Here is a 22,047-nt window from a genome sequence, read left to right as displayed (position 1 = left end):
CATCAGACCAACTCTTACAACTTCGGCCCAGCAGCCTTGATCGCGTCGCTCACGTCGAACTTCTTGAAGTTCTCGACAAACAACCCGGCCAGTGCTTTAGCAGCTTCATCGTAAGCAGCCTTGTCAGCCCAGGTGTTACGTGGGTTCAGCAGGCCAGTCTCAACGCCCGGCACAGCCAATGGCACGTCAAGGTTGATGGTGTCCAGGTGCTCAGTCTCGGCACCGATCAACGCGCCGCTCTGGATCGCTGCGATCACGCCGCGGGTGGTCGGGATGTTGAAGCGTTTGCCGACGCCGTAGCCGCCGCCGGTCCAGCCGGTGTTGACCAGGTAAACCTTGGAGCCGAAGCCGCGGATGCGCTTGATCAGCAGTTCTGCGTATTCGCCAGCCGGACGCGGGAAGAACGGTGCGCCGAAGCAGGTGGAGAAGGTCGACTTGATGCCGCTGCCGGAACCCATTTCGGTCGAGCCCACCAGTGCGGTGTAGCCGGACAGGAAGTGGTAGGCCGCTTGTTCTTCATTGAGGATCGACACTGGCGGCAGCACGCCGGTCAGGTCGCAGGTCAGGAAGATCACTGCGTTTGGCTCGCCACCGAGGTTCTTCTCGGAACGCTTGGCTACGTGCTCCAGCGGGTAGGCGGCGCGGCTGTTCTGGGTCAGGCTGACATCGGTGTAGTCGGCGTGCTTGGCGTCGTCGATAACAACGTTTTCCAGGACTGCGCCGTGTTTGATGGCTTTCCAGATGACCGGCTCGTTCTTCTCGGACAGGTCGATGCATTTGGCATAGCAACCGCCTTCGATGTTGAACACCACGCCTTCGCCCCAGCCGTGTTCGTCGTCACCGATCAGGTAACGGCTTTCGTCGGCGGACAGGGTGGTCTTGCCGGTGCCGGACAGACCGAAGAACAGGGTCACGTCGCCCGCTTCGCCGATGTTGGCGGCGCAGTGCATTGGCAGCACGTCGGCGGCCGGCAGCAGGAAGTTCTGCACCGAGAACATGGCTTTCTTCATTTCACCGGCGTAGCGCATGCCGGCGAGCAGCACTTTTTTCTGCGCGAAGTTGATGATCACGCAACCGTCGGAGTTGGTGCCGTCACGCTCTGGCACGCACTCGAAGTTGGCGACGTTCAGAACTTGCCACTCTTCACGACCGGCCGGGTTGTACTGGGCCGGGTTGATGAACAGGCAACGACCGAACAGGTTCTGCCAGGCAGTCTGGGTAGTCATTTTCACGGCCAGGTAGTGCTCTTCAGCCGAACCTACGTGCACGTGGGAAACGAAATGCTCTTGCGCGTTGTTGAACGCCTCGACGCGAGCCCACAGGGCATCGAACTTGTCGGCCGGGAACTTGCGGTTGATCGGGCCCCAGGCAATGGCGTCCTGAGTAGTCGGCTCTTCAACGATGAAACGATCGACTGGCGAACGGCCGGTACGGTGACCGGTGCGAACAACCAGCGCGCCGGTATCGGCAAGCTCGCCTTCACCGCGATTCAGGGCTTGTTTAACCAGATCATCAACACTCAGATCGGTGTACACGGCGTTATTGGCTTGCGTCATGAGGTTCCCCGTCGGCCAGTGGCCGAGTGCTCCAAACGTTTTGTAGTAGAAAGTCGTGCACTACTACCGCGAAAAAAGTGGGCCGGATTATGCCAGAAAAGCCCAAAAAGTGTAGGGCCCTCCCGTCAGAACGGCGTTATTCCGGCGCTAAGCAGTGAATTTACCTGCGCTGAAGCGTTTTAGTGACGGGTATCTGACGGCGTATCAACCCCTGCTCCGGCGAATAATTGAGTGATATCGGCCGCGTCGAACAGGTAGCGCTCGTTGCAAAACTGGCAATCGACCTCGATGCTGCCGCCATGCTCGACGACCAGCTGCTGCGCATCTTCCAGTCCCAGACTGACCAGCGCATTGCCCGAGCGTTCCCGGGAGCAACTGCAATGGAAGCGCAGTTTCTGCACATCGAACAGACGCACCTGCTCTTCGTGGTAGAGGCGATGGAGCACGGTTTCGTTGTCCAGGCTCAGCAATTCGTCGGCGGTCAGGGTGCTGGCCAGGGCGGTGATGTGCTGCCAACTGGCGGCGCGATCTTCTTCATCTTTCAGACGGTCGGCAGGCAATTGCTGCAACAGCAGGCCACGGGCACGACGGCCGTCGGCGTACAGCTTGAAGCGGGTGCCAACCTGCTGCGACATGACGAAATAGTTGGTGAAGCAATCGGACAGGGTTTCACCGTCGAGATCGACGATACCCTGATAGCGCTGGCCTTGAGTCGGGTCGACAGTCAGCGCCAACACGCCATTGGGCATCAGGTCGGCGAGCGTCGCATCGGGCGCGATCTGCTCGGCGTCGTAGCGGGCCAGGCCGCGAATTTCGCGCTCGCTGGAGCACTCGATCATCAGCATCGGCACCGGGCCTTCGGAACGGGCCTGAAGAATCAGCAAGCCATCGAACTTCAAGGTGCCTACCAGCAACGCTGCAGCCGCCATCAGCTCGCCCAGCAATTGCGCGACCGGCTCCGGATAGGTGTGTTTGGCGAGGACTTCGGCATAGCTACGCTCCAATGCCACCAGTTCGCCGCGGGTGTCGCTGTCATCGAAGATGAAGCGTTGGGTGTAGTCGGTATCCGGTAGATCGGTCATAGGTCTGGGTATCTGAAGTGGTGACAAAAAAGGTTACAAAAAATGAAACACGCCGTAGCAGCACTTTTGGGGGTGAGCTTAGCCATAGCGGCATTTTATGAACAATTCGGGGTTGTTCCAAGCAAGGTCAAACCTCGGTTTTCGACGAGCGGTGCTTTCACCTGCGAAATGCGCCGTTGGCGAATATCCCCCATATGGCTGCACAGGCAGGCGATTACAAGTCTGCGCCCGACGGCCGTCACTACTCGTCGTTGCTGCTGCCGCGAAACTTGAACAAATCCCGGCGCTGTTTCTTGCTCGGTTTGCCGTCGGTGCTCACGCCCAACGCCCCGGCCTTGCGCATGGCCGCCGCCGCTTCGCGCTTGGCAACGCTGGCTTCGGTTTCGGCATACAGGGCCTGGGCTTCCGGCGCGCCACGGCGCACGATCGACAACGCCTGGACCACCACCGTGCGCTCCTCGAAGCCGGTGCGAATCTGAAACTCGTCGCCGATCCTCGGCTCCTTGCCTGGCTTGCAGCGCTCGCCCCGGCAATGCACCTTGCCGCTTTCAATCGCGGCCTTGGCCAAGGCACGTGTTTTATAAAAACGCGCAGCCCACAACCATTTATCGAGACGGACCTTGTCGTCCTCTTCGCTTTTTTGTGCCATTGGATGTCCTCATTCTGAAATATCGATGAACTGTACTACCGTTTCTGTCGTGCCATGAATCACAACGCTGTGGATTAGAATGCAGGCATTCCCCCCTGTTTGAGGGATGAAAATCCGGGCCGTAGATATCTGTCGCCTTTTACCCATTATTCTGCGTGAATACCGCGAATTCGGCCGCACACGGCCTGAGCGGTTTTTGCCGGTTGAGCACTTTTGAAGACATTTGACCATTTGACCGTTGTCGGTCTGCGCGAGTGGGTGGCGCTCCCGGATTTGGGAGTCGCGGGCCTTCGGGCAAAAATCGACACCGGCGCCAGTACCTCCAGCCTGCATGCCACCGACATCGAGCCGTTCGAGCGCGACGGCGAACAGTGGGTGCGCTTCACCGCGCACCTGGGCACGGTGGTGCAATTGCGGCACCGGCGCTGCGAAGCACCGCTGGTGACGATGAAAACCATTAAAAGCTCCAACGGCCACGCGCAGATGCGCTATGTGGTCAGCACCACCCTGGCCCTCGGTGATCGGGTCTGGCGGGTCGAGTTCACCCTCGCCTGCCGCAAGTCCATGCGTTATCGCCTGTTACTCGGTTCCAAAGCCCTGATCGACGGCCAGTTGGTGGTCAATCCGGGCATCAAATATGTACAAGACAAGCCGGTGTTCCCGGTATCTACCCTCTCCACAGGTGTTGCATGAAGATCGCTGTGCTGTCGCGGAACCCGCGTCTGTATTCCACCCGTCGTCTGGTCGAAGCCGGTGTAGAGCGTGGCCATGAAATGGTGGTGATCGACACCCTGCGCGCCTACATGAACATTGCCAGCCACAAGCCGCAAATTCACTACCGTGGCAAACCGCTGGAGGGTTTCGATGCGGTGATCCCGCGGATCGGCGCATCGGTCACGTTTTATGGCTGCGCGGTGCTGCGCCAGTTCGAAATGATGGGGGTGTTTCCGCTCAACGAGTCGGTGGCCATCGCCCGTTCCCGAGACAAACTGCGTTCCCTGCAATTGCTGTCGCGCCGGGGGATCGGTTTGCCGGTCACCGGTTTTGCGCACTCCCCGGATGACATTCCCGACTTGATCGAGATGGTCAACGGCGCACCGCTGGTGATCAAAGTGCTGGAAGGCACCCAGGGCATCGGCGTGGTGCTGTGTGAAACGGCGACGGCGGCGGAGTCGGTGATCGAGGCCTTCATGGGCTTGAAGCAGAACATCATGGTTCAGGAGTACATCAAGGAAGCCGGCGGCGCGGACATTCGCTGTTTCGTGGTCGGTGACAAGGTGATCGCGGCGATGAAGCGCCAGGCCAAGCCGGGGGAGTTTCGCTCCAACCTGCATCGCGGCGGTAGCGCGAGCCTGATCAAGATCACCCCGGAAGAGCGCATGACCGCGTTGCGTGCAGCGAAGGTCATGGGTTTGGCAGTGGCGGGTGTGGATATCCTGCGTTCCAATCACGGCCCGTTGGTGATGGAAGTGAACTCGTCGCCGGGTCTGGAAGGGATTGAAACCACCACCGGGAAGAACGTGGCGGGGATCATCATTGAGCATCTGGAGAAGAATGGCGGGCCAAATATGACGCGGACCAAAGGTAAAGGGTGAAGCTTACTCAGGCCCTGTGGCGAGGGAGCTTGCTCCCGCTGAACCGGGCTGGAGGTCCAGGCCGAAGGACTCCCGAAACCGGCAACCGTGTTTTTTCATTGAAATACGGTTGCCTGATTTCACGGTCGCTGCGCAACCGAGCGGGAGCAAGCCCCCTCGCCACAGAGGTTGTGTACGACGCTTAAACCGCATCCCGCGGCAACATCAACCCAAGCGGCAACCGAACCCGCGCTTCCAGCCCACCACCGGAGCGGTTGCGCAGCTCGACATTCCCGCCATGCATCGAGGCGATCCGTTTCACGATCGCCAGCCCCAACCCCGTCCCCTTTCCGCCCCGGGCCCGATCGCCACGGGTGAACGGGTTGAAAATCGCTTCCAGCTCCGACGGATCAATCCCCGCGCCACGGTCCATGACACTCAGCACCACATACGGCGCGCTGGTATCCCCGGACACATAAGCCGCCACTTCCACTCCACTGCCAGCGTGATGCAGCGCATTGCCGATCAGGTTGTTCAGCAGCCGCTTCATCGACACCCGACGCAACGGGAACGGCTGGATCGGCTCCAGGCGCAAGTGCACTTTTTCTTCGTTCTGGTTGTACGGTGCGGCGACTTCGCGAACCAGATCGCTCAGGTCCACTTCTTCCACCAACTCGTCACGACCGTCGCGAATGAAGGCCAGGAACTGGTCAAGAATCGCGTCCATGTCTTCGATGTCGCGGATCATGTCGTCCGTCAGGTCGCTGTGATCGCCCATCAGTTCCAGGGACAGCCGCAAACGGGTCAGCGGCGTGCGCAGGTCGTGAGACACCCCGGCCAGCATCAGCTCGCGCTCACGCCCCGCCTGTTCGACGTCTTCGGCCATCTGATTGAAGGCGCGATAGACCTCGGTCATTTCACTCGGCGTGTCGCTGATCGGCAGACGCACGCTGCGGCCCTGACCGAGTTGCCGCGCGGCATAGACCAGACGTTTCAACGGTTGATTGAGCTGGCTGACGAAAATCCACGCCGAAGCGGTCGACAACAAGCCGATGGCGAGGAACCAGCCGAGCACGTTCCAGATTTTCTGGCCGCGCAACGGATGCGGATACAGCGGCACTTTCAGCCAGCCATCGCCCAGGCTGGGCGCCCGGACCCACAGCGCCGGTGGCGAGTGCATGCGTAATCGTACTTCGGTGTCGGCACCCAGTTCGGCCTGCATCTGTCGCTGGTAGATCTCGCTGTACGGCCAGTGCTGCTCGCCTTCGGGCACACCGGCCCCTACCACCCGGATCAGGGTCGCGGCATCGGCAATCTTCGCGCGGTTCTCTTCATCGGCGGCCCAATAGGCGCGCAGCGTCAGGGCGACGCCGTGGCTGTATTGGCGATCCACCAGCACGTCTTCGTTCATCAACAGATAAACCAGGGTCAGCGCCTTGGAGAACAGGACGACGATCAGCACCAGCCACAGGGTGCGGGAGAAGAAGCTCTGGGGGAACCAAACAGGGGTTTTCATGGGTAACCGCTACACACTTGCAGGAGCGAGCGATGCTCGCATATTGCGGATCGCGAGTCTGCGGGAAAGGTCATCCGACCCATTGCCCGCAGGACCCGCTCCTACAAATCACCGATCACTTCGTGGCGGCGCCATCCGGAACGAACACGTAGCCCACGCCCCAGACGGTCTGGATGTAGCGCGGTTTGGACGGATCGGGCTCGATCATCCGGCGCAGACGGGATATCTGCACGTCGATGGAACGCTCCAGGGCATCCCACTCGCGGCCACGGGCCAGGTTCATCAGCTTGTCGCGGGTCAGCGGTTGACGGGCGTTCATGACCAGGGCCTTGAGCACCGCGAACTCACCGGTGGTGAGCATGTGCACTTTGTCGCCACGCTTGAGTTCGCGGGTGGCCAGGGACAGCTCGTAGTCACCGAAGGTCACGCTTTCGTCTTCGCTGCCCGGCGCACCCGGCACCGGTGCTGCCTGGCGCCGCAGCACCGCTTTGACCCGGGCCATCAGCTCGTCCGGGTTGAACGGCTTGGCCAGGTAATCGTCGGCGCCCAGTTCCAGGCCCTTGATGCGGCTCAGCTCGTCGCCCTTGGCGGTGAGCATGATGATTGGAATCTGATTGTTCGCCGTGCGCAGGCGGCGGCAGGCGGTCAGGCCGTCTTCGCCGGGCAGCATCAGGTCGAGGACGACCAGGTTGAACACTTCACGCGCCAGCAGGCGGTCCATTTGTTCAGTGTTCGGGACGGCGCGGGCACGGTAGCCCTTGCTGACGAAAAAGCGTTCCAGCAGGCTGCTCAGCCCTGGATCGTCGTCAACGATAAGAATTTTTTCGCCTTCAGCAGTTTGTGCAGTGCTGCTCATTGGATGCTCCTTTGATCTCGGCGCGCATTATGGCGTAGCTGCCGTTATACGCACCGTGTGCATTGTTAGCAGATTTTTCCTTCACCGCCAGAAAACCAGTCTTTTCGCCTACAGCCTGCAATGCCCCCGAATGACAGAACGCTGGTTATAATGCGCGGCCTTTTGTGTCAGGCAACGTCTGATCGTTATTGCCGGTAACCACTTTTTATTTTCATGGCGCTGGCAGTAATTGTTCGATTTCACGGGTCAACGGCAATGCCTGTTGATCCAGGTAGCGGCGCTCGCCAGGCCGCTCAACCAGACTCGCGAAGGCCCTATTTCCGCGCCTGCGAGCCTGCTTTCACAATTTGTCAGGTGGTTTTATGGACAGCATCAACAGCCGCATCGCCGAGGAACTCGGCGTCCGCCCACAACAGGTCGAAGCGGCCGTCGCGCTACTCGATGAAGGCTCCACGGTGCCCTTCATCGCCCGCTACCGGAAAGAAGTGACCGGCAGCCTCGATGACACGCAACTGCGTCATCTGGAAGAGCGTCTGCGCTACCTGCGAGAACTCGACGAACGGCGTATCAGCATCCTCGCCAGCATCGAGGAGCAAGGCAAGCTGACCCCTGCACTTGAGCGCGACATCAAGCTCGCCGACACCAAGACCCGCCTCGAAGACTTGTACCTGCCGTACAAGCAGAAGCGCCGCACCAAGGGCCAGATCGCCCTGGAAGCCGGCCTCGGCGAACTGGCCGACGGCCTGTTCAACGATCCAACCCTGAACCCGGAAACCGAAGCGGCGCGCTTCATCGACGCCGAAAAAGGCGTGGCCGATGTGAAGGCCGCCCTCGAAGGCGCCAAGTACATCCTCATGGAGCGCTTCGCCGAAGACGCCGGTCTGCTGGACAAGCTGCGCAATTACCTCAAGCAGGAAGCCACCCTCAGTGCCCGCGTGATCGCCGGCAAGGAAGAGGAAGGCGCCAAGTTCCGCGACTACTTCGAACACGACGAACCGCTGAAAAGCATGCCGTCCCACCGCGCACTGGCGATTTTCCGTGGCCGCAACGAAGGCATTCTCAGCTCCGCGCTGAAAGTTGGTGACGAACTGCCGGGCACCATGCACCCGTGCGAAGGCATGATCGGCCAGCAATTCGGCATCCAGAACCAGAACCGCGCCGCCGACAAATGGCTGGGCGAAGTGGTGCGCTGGACCTGGAAGGTCAAGCTCTACACCCACCTGGAAACCGATCTGCTGGGCGAGCTGCGCGACGGCGCGGAAACCGAAGCGATCAACGTGTTCGCCCACAACCTGCACGACCTGCTGCTGGCCGCGCCGGCCGGCCCGCGTGCCACCCTGGGCCTCGATCCGGGCCTGCGCACCGGCTGCAAGGTCGCCGTGGTCGACGCCACCGGCAAGCTGCTGGACCACGCCACGGTTTACCCGCACGTGCCGCACAACAAGTGGGACCAGACCCTCGCCGTGCTCGCCGCCCTGTGCGCCAAGCATTCGGTGGACCTGATCGCCATCGGCAACGGCACCGCCAGCCGCGAAACCGACAAGCTGGCGGCTGAACTGATCAAAAAATACCCAGCCATGAAGATGACCAAAGTCATGGTCTCCGAGGCCGGTGCATCGGTGTACTCGGCTTCGGAACTGGCTTCCAAGGAATTCCCGGACCTGGACGTGTCGATCCGTGGCGCGGTGTCCATCGCTCGTCGCTTGCAGGACCCGCTGGCCGAGCTGGTGAAAATCGATCCGAAATCCATCGGCGTTGGCCAATACCAGCACGACGTGTCGCAGCTGAAACTGGCGCGCGGCCTGGACGCAGTGGTCGAAGACTGCGTGAACGCCGTGGGCGTGGACGTGAATACCGCCTCCGTGGCGCTGCTGGCGCGCATCTCCGGCCTCAACGCGACCCTGGCGCAGAACATTGTTGCCCACCGTGACGAACACGGCGCGTTCAAAACCCGTGCGGCATTGAAGAAAGTCGCCCGACTGGGTGAAAAAACCTTCGAACAGGCCGCCGGCTTCCTGCGCGTAATGAATGGCGACAACCCGCTGGATTCGTCGGCGGTTCACCCGGAAGCCTATCCGCTGGTGCAGCGCATTGCCGCTGAAACCGACCGCGACATTCGCTCGCTGATCGGCGACGCCGCGTTCCTCAAGCGCCTGGACCCGAAGAAGTACACCGACGAAACGTTCGGCCTGCCGACGGTCACCGACATTCTGCAAGAGCTGGAAAAACCTGGCCGCGACCCGCGTCCCGAGTTCAAGACCGCCGAGTTCCAGGACGGCGTCGAAGACCTCAAGGACCTGCAACTGGGCATGATCCTCGAAGGCGTGGTCACCAACGTGACCAACTTCGGTGCCTTCGTCGACATCGGCGTGCATCAGGACGGTCTGGTGCACATTTCCGCGCTGTCGGAGAAGTTCATCAAGGATCCACGCGAAGCGGTGAAGGCCGGTGATGTGGTCAAGGTGAAGGTCATGGAAGTCGATATCCCGCGCAAACGCGTCGGCCTGTCGATGCGCATGAGCGACACCCCGGGCGAGAAGATCGACGGTGCCCGTGGTGCACGTCCGGGGTCGGCTCCGCGCCAGTCCCAGAACACCGCGCCGCGCAAGGAAACCCCGGCAGCGGCTCCGACCAACAACGCCATGGCGTCGCTGTTCGCCAACGCCAAGCAGTTGAAGAAACGTTGATGGAGATCCCGGCCGGCTTGACCGAAAGCGCGTTTTTCAAGCTGCTGGGGTGTCGCTTGCACAGCCTGGACACCGGGGTGGCGCAAGTCGCCCTGGCGCTGGAGCCACAGTTGCGCAATCGCGGCGGCAAGCTGCACGGCGGGGCTTTGTTCAGTCTGGTGGACATTGCCATGGGGCTGGCCTGCTCCAGCACCCACGGCTTTGACCAGCAAAGCGCGACCATCGAGTGCAAGATCAACTACATCCGCGCCGTCGCCGACGGTGAAGTGATGTGCACGGCCAGGGTGATCCACCCGGGCCGTCGCACGCTTGTCGTCGAGGCCGATGTGATGCAAGGCGACAAACTGGTCGCAAAAGCACAAGGCACGTTCGCTGTCCTGTAGCCCCCAATCATCAATTTGAGTTAATTTCGGCGCTGTGACTACAGCGTCGGAGTTTCCTTCGCTCGTGTCTGCCAGATTCAAGGATTGAAGTTGGCCTTTCAATACGGGCCTGTATGGCTCAAGAACCAGGCGAAAACGCCAGTTTCAACTTCACCCTTGTAGACCGTCTTGCCCACCCCCATATTGGGGCGACTGACGCGTGAAGGAATCCAACTTGAGCGAACTTCTCAACCGCCGCCTGGCTCTGCTCGGCGAGCGCGCTAACCTCTCTCTGCTCGAACAGTGCCTTCACGGCATCGAACGTGAATGCCTGCGCGTGACAGGCGAAGGGCGCCTGGCACAAACGCCGCACCCCGAAGCATTGGGTTCCGCGCTGACCAACGAACAAATCACCACTGACTACTCCGAGTCGCTGCTGGAGTTCATCACGCCGGCCCTGCCAGACCCGGCGGATACGCTGGCGAGCCTGGACAAGATTCACCGGTTTGCCTACAGCAAACTCGGCGACGAGTACCTGTGGAGTCCATCGATGCCGTGCCCGTTGCCGGCCGAGGAAGACATCCCGATCGCCTATTACGGCACCTCCAACATCGGTCAGCTCAAGTACGTCTATCGCAAGGGCCTGGCCCTGCGTTACGGCAAGACGATGCAGTGCATCGCCGGGATCCACTACAACTTTTCCCTGCCGGAAAAGCTCTGGCCGCTGCTTAAAGAGGCCGAAGGCTTTGTCGGCACCGACCGCGATTATCAGTCGTCAGCCTACATCGCGCTGATCCGCAACTTCCGTCGCTACAGCTGGCTGCTGATGTACCTTTTCGGCGCGTCCCCTGCACTGGACGCCGGTTTCCTGCGCGGTCGCTCGCATCAACTGGAACAACTGGATCCGGACACCTTGTACCTGCCGTACGCCACCAGCCTGCGCATGAGCGATCTGGGTTACCAGAGCAACGCCCAAGCCGGCCTGACGCCGTGCTACAACGATCTGACCAGCTACACCGACAGCCTGCGCAAAGCGGTAGCTACGCCGTATCCAGCGTACGTCGAGGTGGGTACGCACAAGGACGGTGAGTGGGTTCAGCTCAACACCAACATCCTGCAGATCGAAAACGAGTACTACTCCAACATCCGCCCCAAGCGTGTGACCTACACCGGCGAACGGCCGATTCAGGCGCTGGTGGCCCGTGGCATCCAGTACGTCGAAGTCCGCTGCCTGGACATCAACCCGTTCCTGCCGATGGGCATCGACCTCACCGAATCACGGTTCCTCGACGCATTCCTGCTGTACTGCGCGCTGAACGACAGCCCGCTGTTGACCAGTACCAGCTGCGGTAACGCAACGTCAAACTTCCTCAGCGTGGTCAAGGAAGGTCGTCGTCCGGGCCTGCAACTGCAACGCGACGGGCAAGCGGTGGACATGAAGGAATGGGCCGGCGAATTGCTGGAGAAGATTGCACCATTGGCGGCGCTGCTGGATCAGAGCCATGGCGGCGATGCCCACAGCAAGGCGCTGGACGCCCAAATGGCCAAGGTCCAGGACTCGTCCCTGACGCCATCGGCCCAGGTGCTGGCAGCGATGGCCGAGCACAAGGAAAGCTTCGCCCAGTTCTCCTTGCGCCAAAGCCAGGCGCATGCGGAGTTTTTCCGCAGCGAGCCGCTTTCAGGCGAAGAACAGGCCAGGTTTGAAGAGTTGGCGCGTTCGTCGTTGGCTCAACAGGCTGAACTTGAACAGAACGAAGTCGGCGATTTCGATGTGTTTGTCGGAGCGTATCAGGCGAGCATTCTGGCGATCAGCAATTAGACGTAAACCTCTGTGGCGAGGGAGCTTGCTCCCGCTCGGCTGCGCAGCAGCCGTAAAATCTGCGACGGTGTTTAATCTGGCACAACACCTTCGCTTTTTTTGAGAGTCCTTCGGCCTGGAGCGCCAGCCCGGTCCAGCGGGAGCAAGCTCCCTCGCCACAAGAGCAATACACGACTATTCTCCCTTAGAATTTTCCGCTCATATGCTAATTCTAAAAAGTTATTTATTTTAAGTTTCTTATATCATTTAGTCTCTTTTTCACGCCGACTCCCGGTCGTCTGAAAAGGAGCTTCCCCATGAAACTGATTTCCCCCCTTCGCCTCCTGGTGGCCGCGTCGTTGGCTGCGGCGAGCTTCCTGGCTCAGGCGGCAGACGTGACCGTCGCCTACCAGACCACCGTTGACCCGGCCAAAGTCGCCCAAGCCGACGGCGCCTACGAAAAAGCCACCAAAGCCAGTATCGACTGGCGCAAATTCGATAGCGGCGCCGACATCATCGCCGCCATCGCTTCCGGTGATGTGCAGATCGGCTATCTCGGCTCCAGCCCCCTGACGGCGGCAATCACCCGCAAAGTCCCGGTGGAAACCTTCCTCATCGCCACCCAGATCGGCGCCGCCGAAGCCTTGGTCGCGCGCGACGGGTCCGGGATCAAGACCCCGCAAGACCTGATCGGCAAGAAAGTCGCCGTACCGTTCGTCTCCACCGGCCACTACAGCCTGCTTGCAGCGCTGAAACACTGGAACATCGACCCGTCGAAAGTCACCGTGCTCAACCTCGCGCCGCCAGCGATCATCGCGGCATGGAAGCGCGGTGACATCGACGCCACCTACGTGTGGGACCCGGCGCTCGGTGTGGCCAAGGAAAACGGCAAAGTGCTGATCACTTCCGGCGAACTGGCCAAGTTCGGCGCGCCGACCTTCGATGCCTGGATCGTGCGCAAGGATTTCGCCGAGAAGCATCCGGAGATCGTCACCGCATTCGCCAAAGTGACCCTCGATGCCTACGCCGACTACCGCAAGGATCCGCAAGCCTGGCTGGCCAACCAAAGCAACGTCGACAAACTGGTGAAACTCTCCGGTGCCAAGGCCAGCGATATTCCGCTGCTGCTGCAAGGCAACGTGTATCCGCTGGCGGCTGATCAGGTGATCACCCTCGGCGCGCCGACCACCAAGGCCATTACCGACACCGCGGCGTTCCTCAAGGAACAGGGCAAGGTCGAGGCTGTGCTGCCGGACTACGCGCCGTACGTCAGCGCCAAGTACATCACCAACTGATCGGGAGTTAACCGCGATGGCTTTGCTACAGCTGGAGCGCATCAGCGCACAGTACCCCGGTGCAGCGGAACCTGTGCTGGCGGATATTTCCCTGAGCCTTGGGCCCCGGCAGTTGCTGGTCGCCCTCGGCCCTTCCGGCAGTGGCAAGACTTCGCTGTTGAACCTGATTGCCGGTTTCGTCGAGCCCAGCGCCGGGCGCATCACCCTTGACGGCGTGCCGGTCAAAGGCCCGAGCGCCGAGCGCGGCGTGGTGTTTCAGGACGACGCCCTGCTGCCTTGGCAGGACGTGCTGGCCAACGTCGGCTTCGGCCTGGAACTGGCCGGCGCCGCGCGGGAAAAACGTGAACAGCGCGCCCGGGAAATGCTCGCGCTGGTAGACCTTTCCGGTTTCGAAAACCGCCGCATCTGGCAACTCTCGGGCGGGCAGAAACAACGTGTCGGCCTGGCCCGCGCCCTCGCCGCCGACCCTCGGGTGTTGCTGATGGACGAACCCTTCGGCGCCCTGGATGCCTTCACCCGCGAACAGATGCAGGAGCTGCTGCTGCAAGTCTGGCAACGCACCGCCAAACCGGTGTTCCTGATTACCCACGATATTGAAGAAGCGGTGTTCCTCGCCACCGACCTGATTCTGCTGGCGCCGAATCCCGGGCAAATCGTCGAGCGCCTGAGCCTGGATTTTGGCCAACGTTACGCCGCAGGTGAATCGGCGCGCTCGATCAAGTCCGACCCGCGTTTTATCGAAACCCGCGAACACGTGCTCGCCAAAGTGTTCTCCCAACGCAGTGCCGTCCAGCGGCAGGAGCACGCATGAGCAGCTATGGAATTCCCGCCGCAACGGTAAAACCCGGTTCAAAGGTGAAGGGCTCGGCGGTGATCGCGCTACGCCGCCGTATCAGCACCCGCTGGATCAGCGTGCTGACACTGATCGCGCTGTTGGCGATCTGGTGGGCCGTCACCGCCACCGGTTTGATCGAACCACTGTTCCTGCCGCCCCCCTCCGCCGTGCTGCAAAAAGGCTGGTTGCTGGTGACCAGCGGTTACATGGATTCGACCTTGTGGCAGCACTTGGGCGCGAGCCTCAGCCGCATCGGTTTGGGCCTGGGCTTCGCGGTGCTGACCGCGGTGCCGATCGGCATTGCCATCGGCCACAACCGCATTGCTCGCGGCATTCTCGATCCGCTGATCGAGTTTTACCGCCCGATTCCGCCCCTGGCCTATTTGCCGCTGATCGTGATCTGGTGCGGCATCGGTGAGCTGTCGAAAGTGTTGCTGATCTACCTGGCGATCTTCGCCCCGATTGCCATCGCCACCGCCACCGGCGTGCGCACCGTCGACCCGGCGAAATTGCGCGCTGCACAGTCGTTGGGTGCGACTCGGGCGCAGTTGATTCGCCATGTGATTCTGCCCAGTGCCTTGCCGGACATTTTGACCGGTGTGCGCATTGGCTTGGGGGTGGGTTGGTCGACGCTGGTGGCTGCCGAGTTGATCGCCGCCACCAGCGGTTTGGGCTTCATGGTGCAGTCGGCGGCGCAGTTCCTGGTCACCGATGTGGTGGTGCTGGGGATTCTGGTGATCGCGCTGATCGCCTTCGCCATGGAGATGGGCCTGCGCGCCCTGCAGCACAAACTGGTGCCGTGGCATGGCGAGGCTCACTGAATATTCATGTGTCGACACCCCGGATTGAAGAGAACCACCATGAGCCACCTGACTATCGTCCCTTTAAGCTGCGCCCTCGGCGCGCAAATCAGCGGCGTCGACATCAGTCAGCCGCTGAACGCGGAACAACGCGCCGCCATCGAGCAGGCGCTGCTCAAGTATCAGGTGCTGTTCTTCCGCAACCAGCCGATCGAGCCACAGCAACAGGCGCGATTCGCCGCCTATTTCGGCGACCTGCATATTCATCCGATCTACCCGAACGTGCCGGAACAACCGGAAGTACTGATCCTCGACACCGCCGTCACCGACGTGCGGGACAACGCGATCTGGCACACCGATGTGACGTTCCTGCCGACCCCGGCGATGGGCGCAGTGCTCAGCGCCAAGTTGCTGCCGGAGTTTGGTGGCGACACCCTGTGGGCCAGCGGCATTGCGGCGTATGAAGCGTTGTCCGCGCCGATGAAAACCTTGCTCGAGGGGCTGACCGCCACTCACGATTTCACCCGCTCGTTTCCACTGGAGCGCTATGGCAACACGCCGGAGGCGCTGGCCCAGTGGGAAGAAGCCCGGCGCAAGAACCCGCCACTGTCACACCCGGTGATTCGTACACACCCGGTGAGCGGGCGCCGGTCGTTATTCGTCAATGAGGGCTTCACATCGAAGATCAATGAGCTGTCGGAAACCGAGAGCGAAGCAGTTCTGAAGTTCTTGTTCGCCCACACCACACGGCCGGACTTCACCATCCGCTGGCGCTGGCAAAAAGACGACATCGCGTTTTGGGATAACCGCGTGACCCAGCATTACGCGGTGGATGATTACCGCCCGGCACGGCGGGTGATGCAGCGGGCGACGGTGTTGGGGGATGTGCCGTTTTTTCGTTGAGCCGCCAGTTCCCGATCGTTCCCACGCTCTGCATGGGAACGAACAGTACTCAGTTACTCAGCCATCGAAGGCTTCTCCCACAGATTGATCCCGCCCTCCTGGGCAAATCGATCAATCTCCGCCAGTTCTTCCACGCTAAAACTCAGGTTCTTCAGCGCCCCGACGTTCTCGATGATCTGCTCCGGCCGGCTCGCGCCGATCAGCGCCGAGGTCACCCGTGGATCGCGCAGGGTCCAGGCCAACGCCAGTTGCGCCAGGCTCTGACCACGACGCTGGGCGATCTCATTGAGCGCCCGCACTTGGGCGATGTTGGCTTCGGACAGGTGAGAGGACTGCAATGAATCACCGCCCGGGCGATTGACCCGCGCATCCTTCGGAATGCCGTTGAGGTATTTGTCGGTCAACAGGCCCTGCGCCAACGGCGTGAAGGCGATCACGCCGGTACCGAGTTCGTCGGTGACATCCAGCAGGTCCTTTTCCACCCAGCGATTGAGCAGGTTGTAGGCCGGCTGGTGGATCAGCAGCGGGACTTTCCACTCCTTGAGCAACGCGGCCATTTCCCGGGTTTTCACCCCGGAGTAAGACGAGATGCCAATGTACAAGGCCTTGCCCTGTTGCACGGCGGTGGCCAGTGCGCTGGCAGTTTCTTCCAGCGGGGTGTCCGGGTCAAAACGGTGGGAATAGAAGATGTCCACGTAATCGAGGCCCAGGCGTTGCAGGCTCTGGTCGAGGCTGGCCAGCACATATTTGCGCGACCCGCCACCCTGGCCATAAGGGCCGGGCCACATGTCCCAACCGGCCTTGCTGGAGATGATCAGCTCATCGCGGTACTGCTTGAAGTCTTCGCGTATCAAACGACCGAAGTTGATCTCGGCGCTGCCGTACGGCGGGCCGTAGTTGTTGGCCAGGTCGAAGTGGTTGATGCCCAGATCGAACGCCGTGCGCAGCAGCGAGCGCTGGGTGTCGATCGGCGTGCTGTCGCCGAAGTTGTGCCACAGGCCCAGCGACAGTGCCGGCAGCACCAGCCCGCTGCGGCCTACGCGGCGGTAAGGGATAGAGTCGTAGCGGTTCTCGGCAGCGGTGTAGGTCATCGAATCCTCTCTTGTGGGTCTTGAATGGGGTATCGACTGCTTTGCAAGCTGCCCAGCATACGCCCAGACAAACGCCAGGAAACCCCGGATTCGACTAATTGCTGAAACGTTTCATAGATTATGAAAAACTGAGTTCCCCCATAGAGTCGATATCCACGCCCAACACTTACGCCGACAACTCACGTAGCGCGGCAGCCGCCAAAAAGCCAGACCTTGAGCTATATCGCTGATCTCGTCTGACCGTCTGATCGATACGCTCAAGCAACTGCTCAGGAAGCGTGGCATTGAAGCGCACCGACTTGCCGAAATAGGGTGTGATATCGAATTCGACCACACCCCACACACCGCCAGCGTAATCAGGGTTATCAAGATGAGCGTCAATTTCACGCACCTGCGGAAGTGGATCACCATCGGCGACCAGACCTTCGTAGTGCAAAGCCAACGCTTCTTTCACGTTTTCAAATGCCTGCGCCACTGTAGCGCCTGCGGAGAAGCATCCCGGCACGTCCGGGATAATCACTCCGTATTCTGAGTCGGCATCCTTGTGCAGAACGACCGGGAATTTCATTTCGATGAGTCCTTCCTGTGATGTGGCCCCTTCGAGGCTTTCGTTTCCGATGTCGGGCCTCATTTCAGACCCGCCTGTTTCAATATGCTGTTGATCGTGCCTTTTGGAAGATCCGAATCAGGGTGTTTTATCGTCACCCTGCCTGACTTACACGGGTGCTTGTACTGATGATGGCTACCTTTCACGGCCACCAGATACCAACCATCCTCCTCGATCATCCTGATCATTTCCCGACTTCGCATCACCTTCGTCCTTGTGGGCAGCATCTGCTGAGCACATTACGCGATGGCCACACCTTCAATACACACGATACACACTCTGATAAATATTAGCCGAACACAAGCAGGCCAGATTGCTCGCAGACCATCGGTTACCGGGCACCCGCAAACACCTCCCCCAACCAATCCACAAACACTCGAACCCGTGGCGACATGTGTCGGTTATGCGGATACAACACCGAAACCGGCATCGATGGCGGCGGTGTGTCGGTGAGGATTTCCTGCACCAACCCTTGGCCAATCTGCGTTTCCATTCGGTAATGCGGGCACTGAATCAGCCCCAATCCGGCAATTGCCGAGGCCGCATAAATCTCCGCGCCGAACACCGACAACGCGCCATCGATGGCCACTTCTTTCAGCTCGCCATCCACCATGAACTCGAATGGAAACAGCTTGGCCGTGGTGCGCGAAACGTAGTTCACCGCGCGGTGGTTTTTCAGGTCTTCGAGGTTTTTCGGTTCGCCGTACTTACGCAAGTATGCCGGGCCGGCGCAGGTGATCTGGCGCAGGTTGGCGACACGTTTACCGATTAGCGCCGAGTCGCCCAAGGTGCCGGCGCGCAACACGCAATCAACGCCTTCGGCGATCAGGTCGACGAAGCGGTCGGCTTCGCTGATGGACAGTTCGATGTCCGGGTAGCGCGCCATGAATTGCGGCAACGCCGGGATTACAAAGTGCTTGGCCAACGTGCCATGCAGATCCACCCGTAATCGGCCTTTCGGCGCAACGCCGCGAAATGCCAGTTCGGCTTCTTCCAGTTCTGCCAACAACTGCACGCAACGCAGGTAGTACGCCTCGCCATCCAGCGTAGGACGGACCTTGCGCGTGCTGCGCTCCAGTAAACGGGTACCGAGCCAGGCTTCGAACTGATTCAGCGTATGGGTCAGGGTGGCACGCGGCAGGTTCAGGTCATCGGCCGCGAGCGTGAAGCTGCTGCGCTCGTAGATCCGCACGAAAACCTTCATCGCCTTGACTTGATCCATACGGCGCTCCTGACGATCGATTGTTGGCGATTATTGAACAGTAAAGGCAACTCTCGTGCATCTATCACCCTGAGTAAACATGTGAATCTGGCTCCACAACTCAGCCACTCCAAGGAATCAACGCCATGACTACTCAAACTTCGAAAGTTGCCATCGTGACCGGCGCCTCCCGCGGCATTGGTGCCGTGATCGCCCAGCAACTGGCCGCCCAAGGTTTCGCCGTCGCCATCAACTACGCTAACAGCGCCACCGAGGCGTCGGCACTGGTGGTAAAACTGCGTCAGGCCGGTCACCGGGCCATAGCGATCAAGGCTGATGTGGCCAACGCCGACGATGTACGCCGGCTGTTCGACGAAGCCGAAACCCAACTGGGCAAGGTCGACGTGCTGGTCAATAACGCCGGCATCCTCAAAGTGCTGCCGCTGGCGCAACACAGCGACGAACTGTTCGACCAGAACTTCAACATCCACGCTCGCGGCACTTTCAACACTCTGCGTGAAGCGGCAACGCGCCTGAACAGTGGTGGCCGGATCATCAACTTCTCCAGCAGCACCGTCGGCATGAACCTGCCGGGCTATGCGGTGTACATCGCCAGCAAGGCGGCAGTGGAATCCCTGACCCAAGTGTTCGCCAAGGAAATGCGCGGTCGCAACATCACCGTCAACGCCGTGGCCCCGGGCCCGGTCGCCACCGACCTGTTCCTGCACGGCAAGAGCGAAGAACAGATCCAGACCTTCGCCAAGATGCCACCGCTGGAACGCCTGGCTCAGCCAGAAGACATCTCCCGCGTCGTGTCCTTCCTGGTCGGCCCGGATTCGGCCTGGGTCAACGGGCAAATCCTGCGCGTTAACGGCGGGTTGGTTTAACTATGCTCGATGTATTGGGCCGTAAGGCAGCACACATCTGAAGGACGGAACGCATCATGCACACCACGATCATCATCTTCTTCGGCCTGATCCTGCTGGCACTGATGCTGTTCATCGGCGAGAAAATCGGTTTCTCTCGTCAGACCCTGGCCTACAGCTTTGTCGTGCTGTGGCTGGCGTTGACCTTGATCAACGGCGCAGTCGGAATGGTCAACGCTGGCCAACCGTTGAGCGCGGAACTGGTGGTGGGCAGCGCGGTGTTCGGCATACCGGTGGCGGCACTGGTGCTGTTCATGGTGTTGAGCAGCGAGACCTGAGCGCCACCGGTCGATCAACGCACCAAATGCAAAAACTGCATGTGCCGTTCGTACTGGTCGAGGATGTCGTTGATCACCTGATCCTTGGTGTAACCCACCAGATCGTAGTCCTGACTGCCCTCGCGCAAATGCACTTCGGCACGGTGGTAGCGACGGTTGTTGAGTTGCTTGGAACCCATGCCGCCACGGGCGAAGGACGGTGTGAAGTAGCCGCGCATTTGCACCTGATAGATGAACGGATGCAGTTCGCCGTGACCGATTTCCAGGCTAACGTTGTCGTTGGCCGGATCGGGCTGAGTGACCACATGCAACCCCTTCTCGACAAACACGGCGGTCACTTCCTCAATGGCCGGGCGCACCGTTGTATCAAGGAAGCGATAGACCTCATCCCGAGACGGAAAATGCACCGCCTGACTCAAGCGCTGACGCCATCCACCGCGTCGCGAACCGGCCACCGGCGCGAGGGAATGCAATTGCGCGATCTGCTTCTGCGACTCCAGATAAAACGCCTTGTGCAGGCCCCACATCATCAGCAGCAAAATCATCGAGAACGGTAACGAGGTCAGCACCACCGCCGACTTCAAGGCATCGATGCTGCCGGAGAACAGCAGTGCGCTGGTCACCAGTGCCGTCATCGCGCCCCAGAACACTCGCAGCCATTTCGGCCCGTCCTCATCGGGATTGCCACCCTTGGCGGACAAGGTCGACAACACCACGGTGCCGGAGTCGGCGGAGGTGACGAAGAACACAAAGCTGATGAACACCGTGACCGCGATCACGGTTTTGCTCCACGGGTAGGTCTCCAGCAACAGGTAAAGCGTCATCGACGGGTTGTCGATGGCCGACATGCCGAGCGCGCTCATGCCGTGATTGAGAACTTGATCGATGGCGCTGTTGCCGAAGATCGACATCCACGCCAGGGTGAAACCGAGCGGGATCAACAGCACGCCGAAGACGAATTCGCGGATGGTCCGGCCACGGGAAATCCGCGCAATGAACAAGCCCACGAACGGCGACCATGCAATCCACCAGGCCCAGTAGAACACCGTCCAACCGCCCAGCCAGTCGCTGGGTTTGTCATAGGCGTAGAGGTCGAAACTCTTCATCGGCAAGGCGCCGAGGTAATCGCCAAGGTTCTGGATCAGGGTATTGAGCAAGTGTTGGGTAGGACCGGCGAACAACACGAACAGCAGCAGCGCACAGGCCAGCAGCATGTTGATGTCGGACATCACCCGCACGCCTTTATCGACGCCAGACACCGCGACGATGATCGCCGCGCCCATCATCAGCGTGATCAGGCCGACCTGAATCCACTGGGTGTGGGCGATGCCGAACAGGTAGTCCAGGCCGGAGTTGAGGTGCAATACGCCAAAGCCCATGTCGGCACCGAGGCCGAACACAGTGGCGATGATGCCGAAGCCGTCCACCGCGTAACCGATGGGCCCGTTGATGCGCTTGCCGATCAGCGGGTACAGCGCCGAACGCAGGGCCAGCGGCAGGTTATGCCGATAGGCGAAATAGGCCAGCGCCATGCCGACGAAGGCGAACACGCCCCAGCCGTGCAGGCCCCAGTGCAGAAACAGAATCTGCATCGCCTGACGCGCCGCCTCCGCCGTACCGGCCTCGCCTTGCGGTGGTTGCACCAAATGCGTAAGTGGTTCGGACACGCAAAAGAAAAACAGCGTGATGCTGATCCCGGCGGCGAACAGCATGCCGGCCCAGGACAAGTAACTGAATTCGGGCTCGTCGTGGTCGGCACCGAGCTTGATCTTGCCGTAGCCGGACAAGGCGGTGACCACCACGAAGACCAGATACAGCGTCATCGCGAGCATGTAGTACCAGCCGACCGTATTGGCCGCCCAGTTTTGCGCTTGCAACAGCCAGGCACCGGCCTGTTCGGGGATCGCCATGACCACGACGGCGAACAACAAAATGAAGGTCGCCGCGAAATAAAACACCGGCGGATTCATGCGGACCTGGCCGCTTGCGGGGATGGACGATGCACTCACGAAAGGTGCACCTCGAGGGGGA

At 60.5% G+C, this 22,047-nt stretch carries 21 protein-coding genes; 11 read left to right on the top strand and 10 right to left on the bottom strand.

The genetic code is table 11. The annotated features are described in order from the left end of the window. Window positions 1-14 precede the first annotated feature (14 nt). The 3 genes from AC07VO_RS03580 to AC07VO_RS03570 form a co-directional block, all read right to left on the bottom strand. Window positions 15-1,556: a phosphoenolpyruvate carboxykinase gene (locus AC07VO_RS03580; RefSeq protein ID WP_018929314.1), complete on the bottom strand. Its 1,542-nt coding sequence runs from the start codon at window positions 1,554-1,556 to the stop codon at window positions 15-17. Window positions 1,557-1,735: 179 nt separating this feature from the next. Beyond that, window positions 1,736-2,638 carry an Hsp33 family molecular chaperone HslO gene (hslO, locus tag AC07VO_RS03575; RefSeq protein WP_018929315.1) on the bottom strand — a complete coding sequence of 301 codons (903 nt, stop codon included), beginning with the start codon at window positions 2,636-2,638 and terminating at the stop codon, window positions 1,736-1,738. 241 nt (window positions 2,639-2,879) lie between these two features. Continuing rightward, a complete protein-coding gene (locus AC07VO_RS03570) occupies window positions 2,880-3,287 on the bottom strand; it encodes an RNA-binding S4 domain-containing protein (RefSeq protein ID WP_064615830.1) in 408 nt (135 codons plus the stop codon). 213 nt (window positions 3,288-3,500) lie between these two features. On the opposite strand from AC07VO_RS03570, the gene rimB reads away from it, so the two are divergent. Continuing rightward, window positions 3,501-3,980, top strand: coding sequence for a retropepsin-like aspartic endopeptidase RimB (gene rimB / locus AC07VO_RS03565; protein WP_018929317.1), 480 nt, complete (start codon window positions 3,501-3,503; stop codon window positions 3,978-3,980). After that, window positions 3,977-4,882, top strand: a complete 906-nt coding sequence (gene rimK / locus AC07VO_RS03560) for a 30S ribosomal protein S6--L-glutamate ligase (RefSeq protein WP_018929318.1) — start codon at window positions 3,977-3,979, stop codon at window positions 4,880-4,882. Before rimB ends, rimK begins: the two co-directional genes overlap by 4 nt. A gap of 181 nt (window positions 4,883-5,063) precedes the next feature. On the opposite strand, the gene AC07VO_RS03555 is transcribed toward rimK, so the two are convergent. Next, window positions 5,064-6,377 carry an ATP-binding protein gene (locus AC07VO_RS03555; protein WP_007939543.1) on the bottom strand — a complete coding sequence of 438 codons (1,314 nt, stop codon included), beginning with the start codon at window positions 6,375-6,377 and terminating at the stop codon, window positions 5,064-5,066. A gap of 115 nt (window positions 6,378-6,492) precedes the next feature. After that, window positions 6,493-7,233: an osmolarity response regulator transcription factor OmpR gene (gene ompR / locus AC07VO_RS03550; protein WP_007939544.1), complete on the bottom strand. Its 741-nt coding sequence runs from the start codon at window positions 7,231-7,233 to the stop codon at window positions 6,493-6,495. Window positions 7,234-7,595: 362 nt separating this feature from the next. On the opposite strand from ompR, the gene AC07VO_RS03545 reads away from it, so the two are divergent. The 7 genes from AC07VO_RS03545 to tauD all read left to right on the top strand — a co-directional run bounded on the left by AC07VO_RS03545 (window position 7,596) and on the right by tauD (window position 15,913). Continuing rightward, window positions 7,596-9,920 (top strand): Tex family protein, encoded by a 2,325-nt coding sequence (locus AC07VO_RS03545; protein WP_018929319.1) that lies wholly within the window; start codon window positions 7,596-7,598, stop codon window positions 9,918-9,920. Then, a complete protein-coding gene (locus tag AC07VO_RS03540; protein WP_018929320.1) occupies window positions 9,920-10,303 on the top strand; it encodes a PaaI family thioesterase in 384 nt (127 codons plus the stop codon). The genes AC07VO_RS03545 and AC07VO_RS03540 overlap by 1 nt, the downstream gene beginning before the upstream one ends. A gap of 214 nt (window positions 10,304-10,517) precedes the next feature. Continuing rightward, window positions 10,518-12,101: a glutamate--cysteine ligase gene (gene gshA, locus AC07VO_RS03535; protein ID WP_086944161.1), complete on the top strand. Its 1,584-nt coding sequence runs from the start codon at window positions 10,518-10,520 to the stop codon at window positions 12,099-12,101. Window positions 12,102-12,397: 296 nt separating this feature from the next. Then, the gene (gene tauA, locus AC07VO_RS03530; protein WP_018929322.1) at window positions 12,398-13,375 is read left to right on the top strand and encodes a taurine ABC transporter substrate-binding protein; all 978 of its coding nucleotides are present in this window, start codon (window positions 12,398-12,400) and stop codon (window positions 13,373-13,375) included. A gap of 16 nt (window positions 13,376-13,391) precedes the next feature. Further along, complete coding sequence (gene tauB, locus AC07VO_RS03525; protein WP_018929323.1) at window positions 13,392-14,186, top strand: taurine ABC transporter ATP-binding subunit; 795 nt, start codon at window positions 13,392-13,394, stop codon at window positions 14,184-14,186. After that, window positions 14,183-15,031 (top strand): taurine ABC transporter permease TauC, encoded by an 849-nt coding sequence (tauC, locus tag AC07VO_RS03520; RefSeq protein ID WP_086944162.1) that lies wholly within the window; start codon window positions 14,183-14,185, stop codon window positions 15,029-15,031. The genes tauB and tauC overlap by 4 nt, the downstream gene beginning before the upstream one ends. A gap of 39 nt (window positions 15,032-15,070) precedes the next feature. Beyond that, the gene (gene tauD / locus AC07VO_RS03515; RefSeq protein WP_086944163.1) at window positions 15,071-15,913 is read left to right on the top strand and encodes a taurine dioxygenase; all 843 of its coding nucleotides are present in this window, start codon (window positions 15,071-15,073) and stop codon (window positions 15,911-15,913) included. Between the two features lie 53 nt (window positions 15,914-15,966). On the opposite strand, the gene mgrA is transcribed toward tauD, so the two are convergent. The 4 genes from mgrA to AC07VO_RS03495 all read right to left on the bottom strand — a co-directional run bounded on the left by mgrA (window position 15,967) and on the right by AC07VO_RS03495 (window position 18,833). Continuing rightward, window positions 15,967-17,004: an L-glyceraldehyde 3-phosphate reductase gene (gene mgrA, locus AC07VO_RS03510; protein WP_086944164.1), complete on the bottom strand. Its 1,038-nt coding sequence runs from the start codon at window positions 17,002-17,004 to the stop codon at window positions 15,967-15,969. A 166-nt stretch (window positions 17,005-17,170) separates the two neighbouring features. After that, window positions 17,171-17,635: a type II toxin-antitoxin system HicB family antitoxin gene (locus AC07VO_RS03505; RefSeq protein ID WP_008005174.1), complete on the bottom strand. Its 465-nt coding sequence runs from the start codon at window positions 17,633-17,635 to the stop codon at window positions 17,171-17,173. Continuing rightward, the gene (locus AC07VO_RS03500; RefSeq protein ID WP_018929327.1) at window positions 17,632-17,814 is read right to left on the bottom strand and encodes a type II toxin-antitoxin system HicA family toxin; all 183 of its coding nucleotides are present in this window, start codon (window positions 17,812-17,814) and stop codon (window positions 17,632-17,634) included. Before AC07VO_RS03500 ends, AC07VO_RS03505 begins: the two co-directional genes overlap by 4 nt. A gap of 128 nt (window positions 17,815-17,942) precedes the next feature. Further along, complete coding sequence (locus AC07VO_RS03495; protein WP_086944165.1) at window positions 17,943-18,833, bottom strand: LysR family transcriptional regulator; 891 nt, start codon at window positions 18,831-18,833, stop codon at window positions 17,943-17,945. Window positions 18,834-18,958: 125 nt separating this feature from the next. Between AC07VO_RS03495 and AC07VO_RS03490 the strand changes: the two genes are divergently transcribed. Together AC07VO_RS03490 and AC07VO_RS03485 are read left to right on the top strand one after the other, a co-directional pair. Further along, complete coding sequence (locus tag AC07VO_RS03490) at window positions 18,959-19,699, top strand: SDR family oxidoreductase (protein WP_086944166.1); 741 nt, start codon at window positions 18,959-18,961, stop codon at window positions 19,697-19,699. Window positions 19,700-19,755: 56 nt separating this feature from the next. Then, complete coding sequence (locus AC07VO_RS03485) at window positions 19,756-20,016, top strand: hypothetical protein (RefSeq protein ID WP_086944167.1); 261 nt, start codon at window positions 19,756-19,758, stop codon at window positions 20,014-20,016. A gap of 14 nt (window positions 20,017-20,030) precedes the next feature. Here the strand turns inward: AC07VO_RS03485 and betT are convergent, their stop codons facing one another. Beyond that, entirely contained in the window at window positions 20,031-21,986 is a 1,956-nt protein-coding gene (gene betT / locus AC07VO_RS03480) for a choline transporter BetT (protein WP_018929331.1), read from the bottom strand. Window positions 21,987-22,047 lie beyond the last annotated feature (61 nt).

The sequence above is a fragment of the Pseudomonas sp. GW821-FHT03E01 genome (assembly GCF_059420765.1).
Note: the sequence above shows the minus strand (reverse complement) of the source record. Positions and strands in the feature narration are given on the sequence as shown.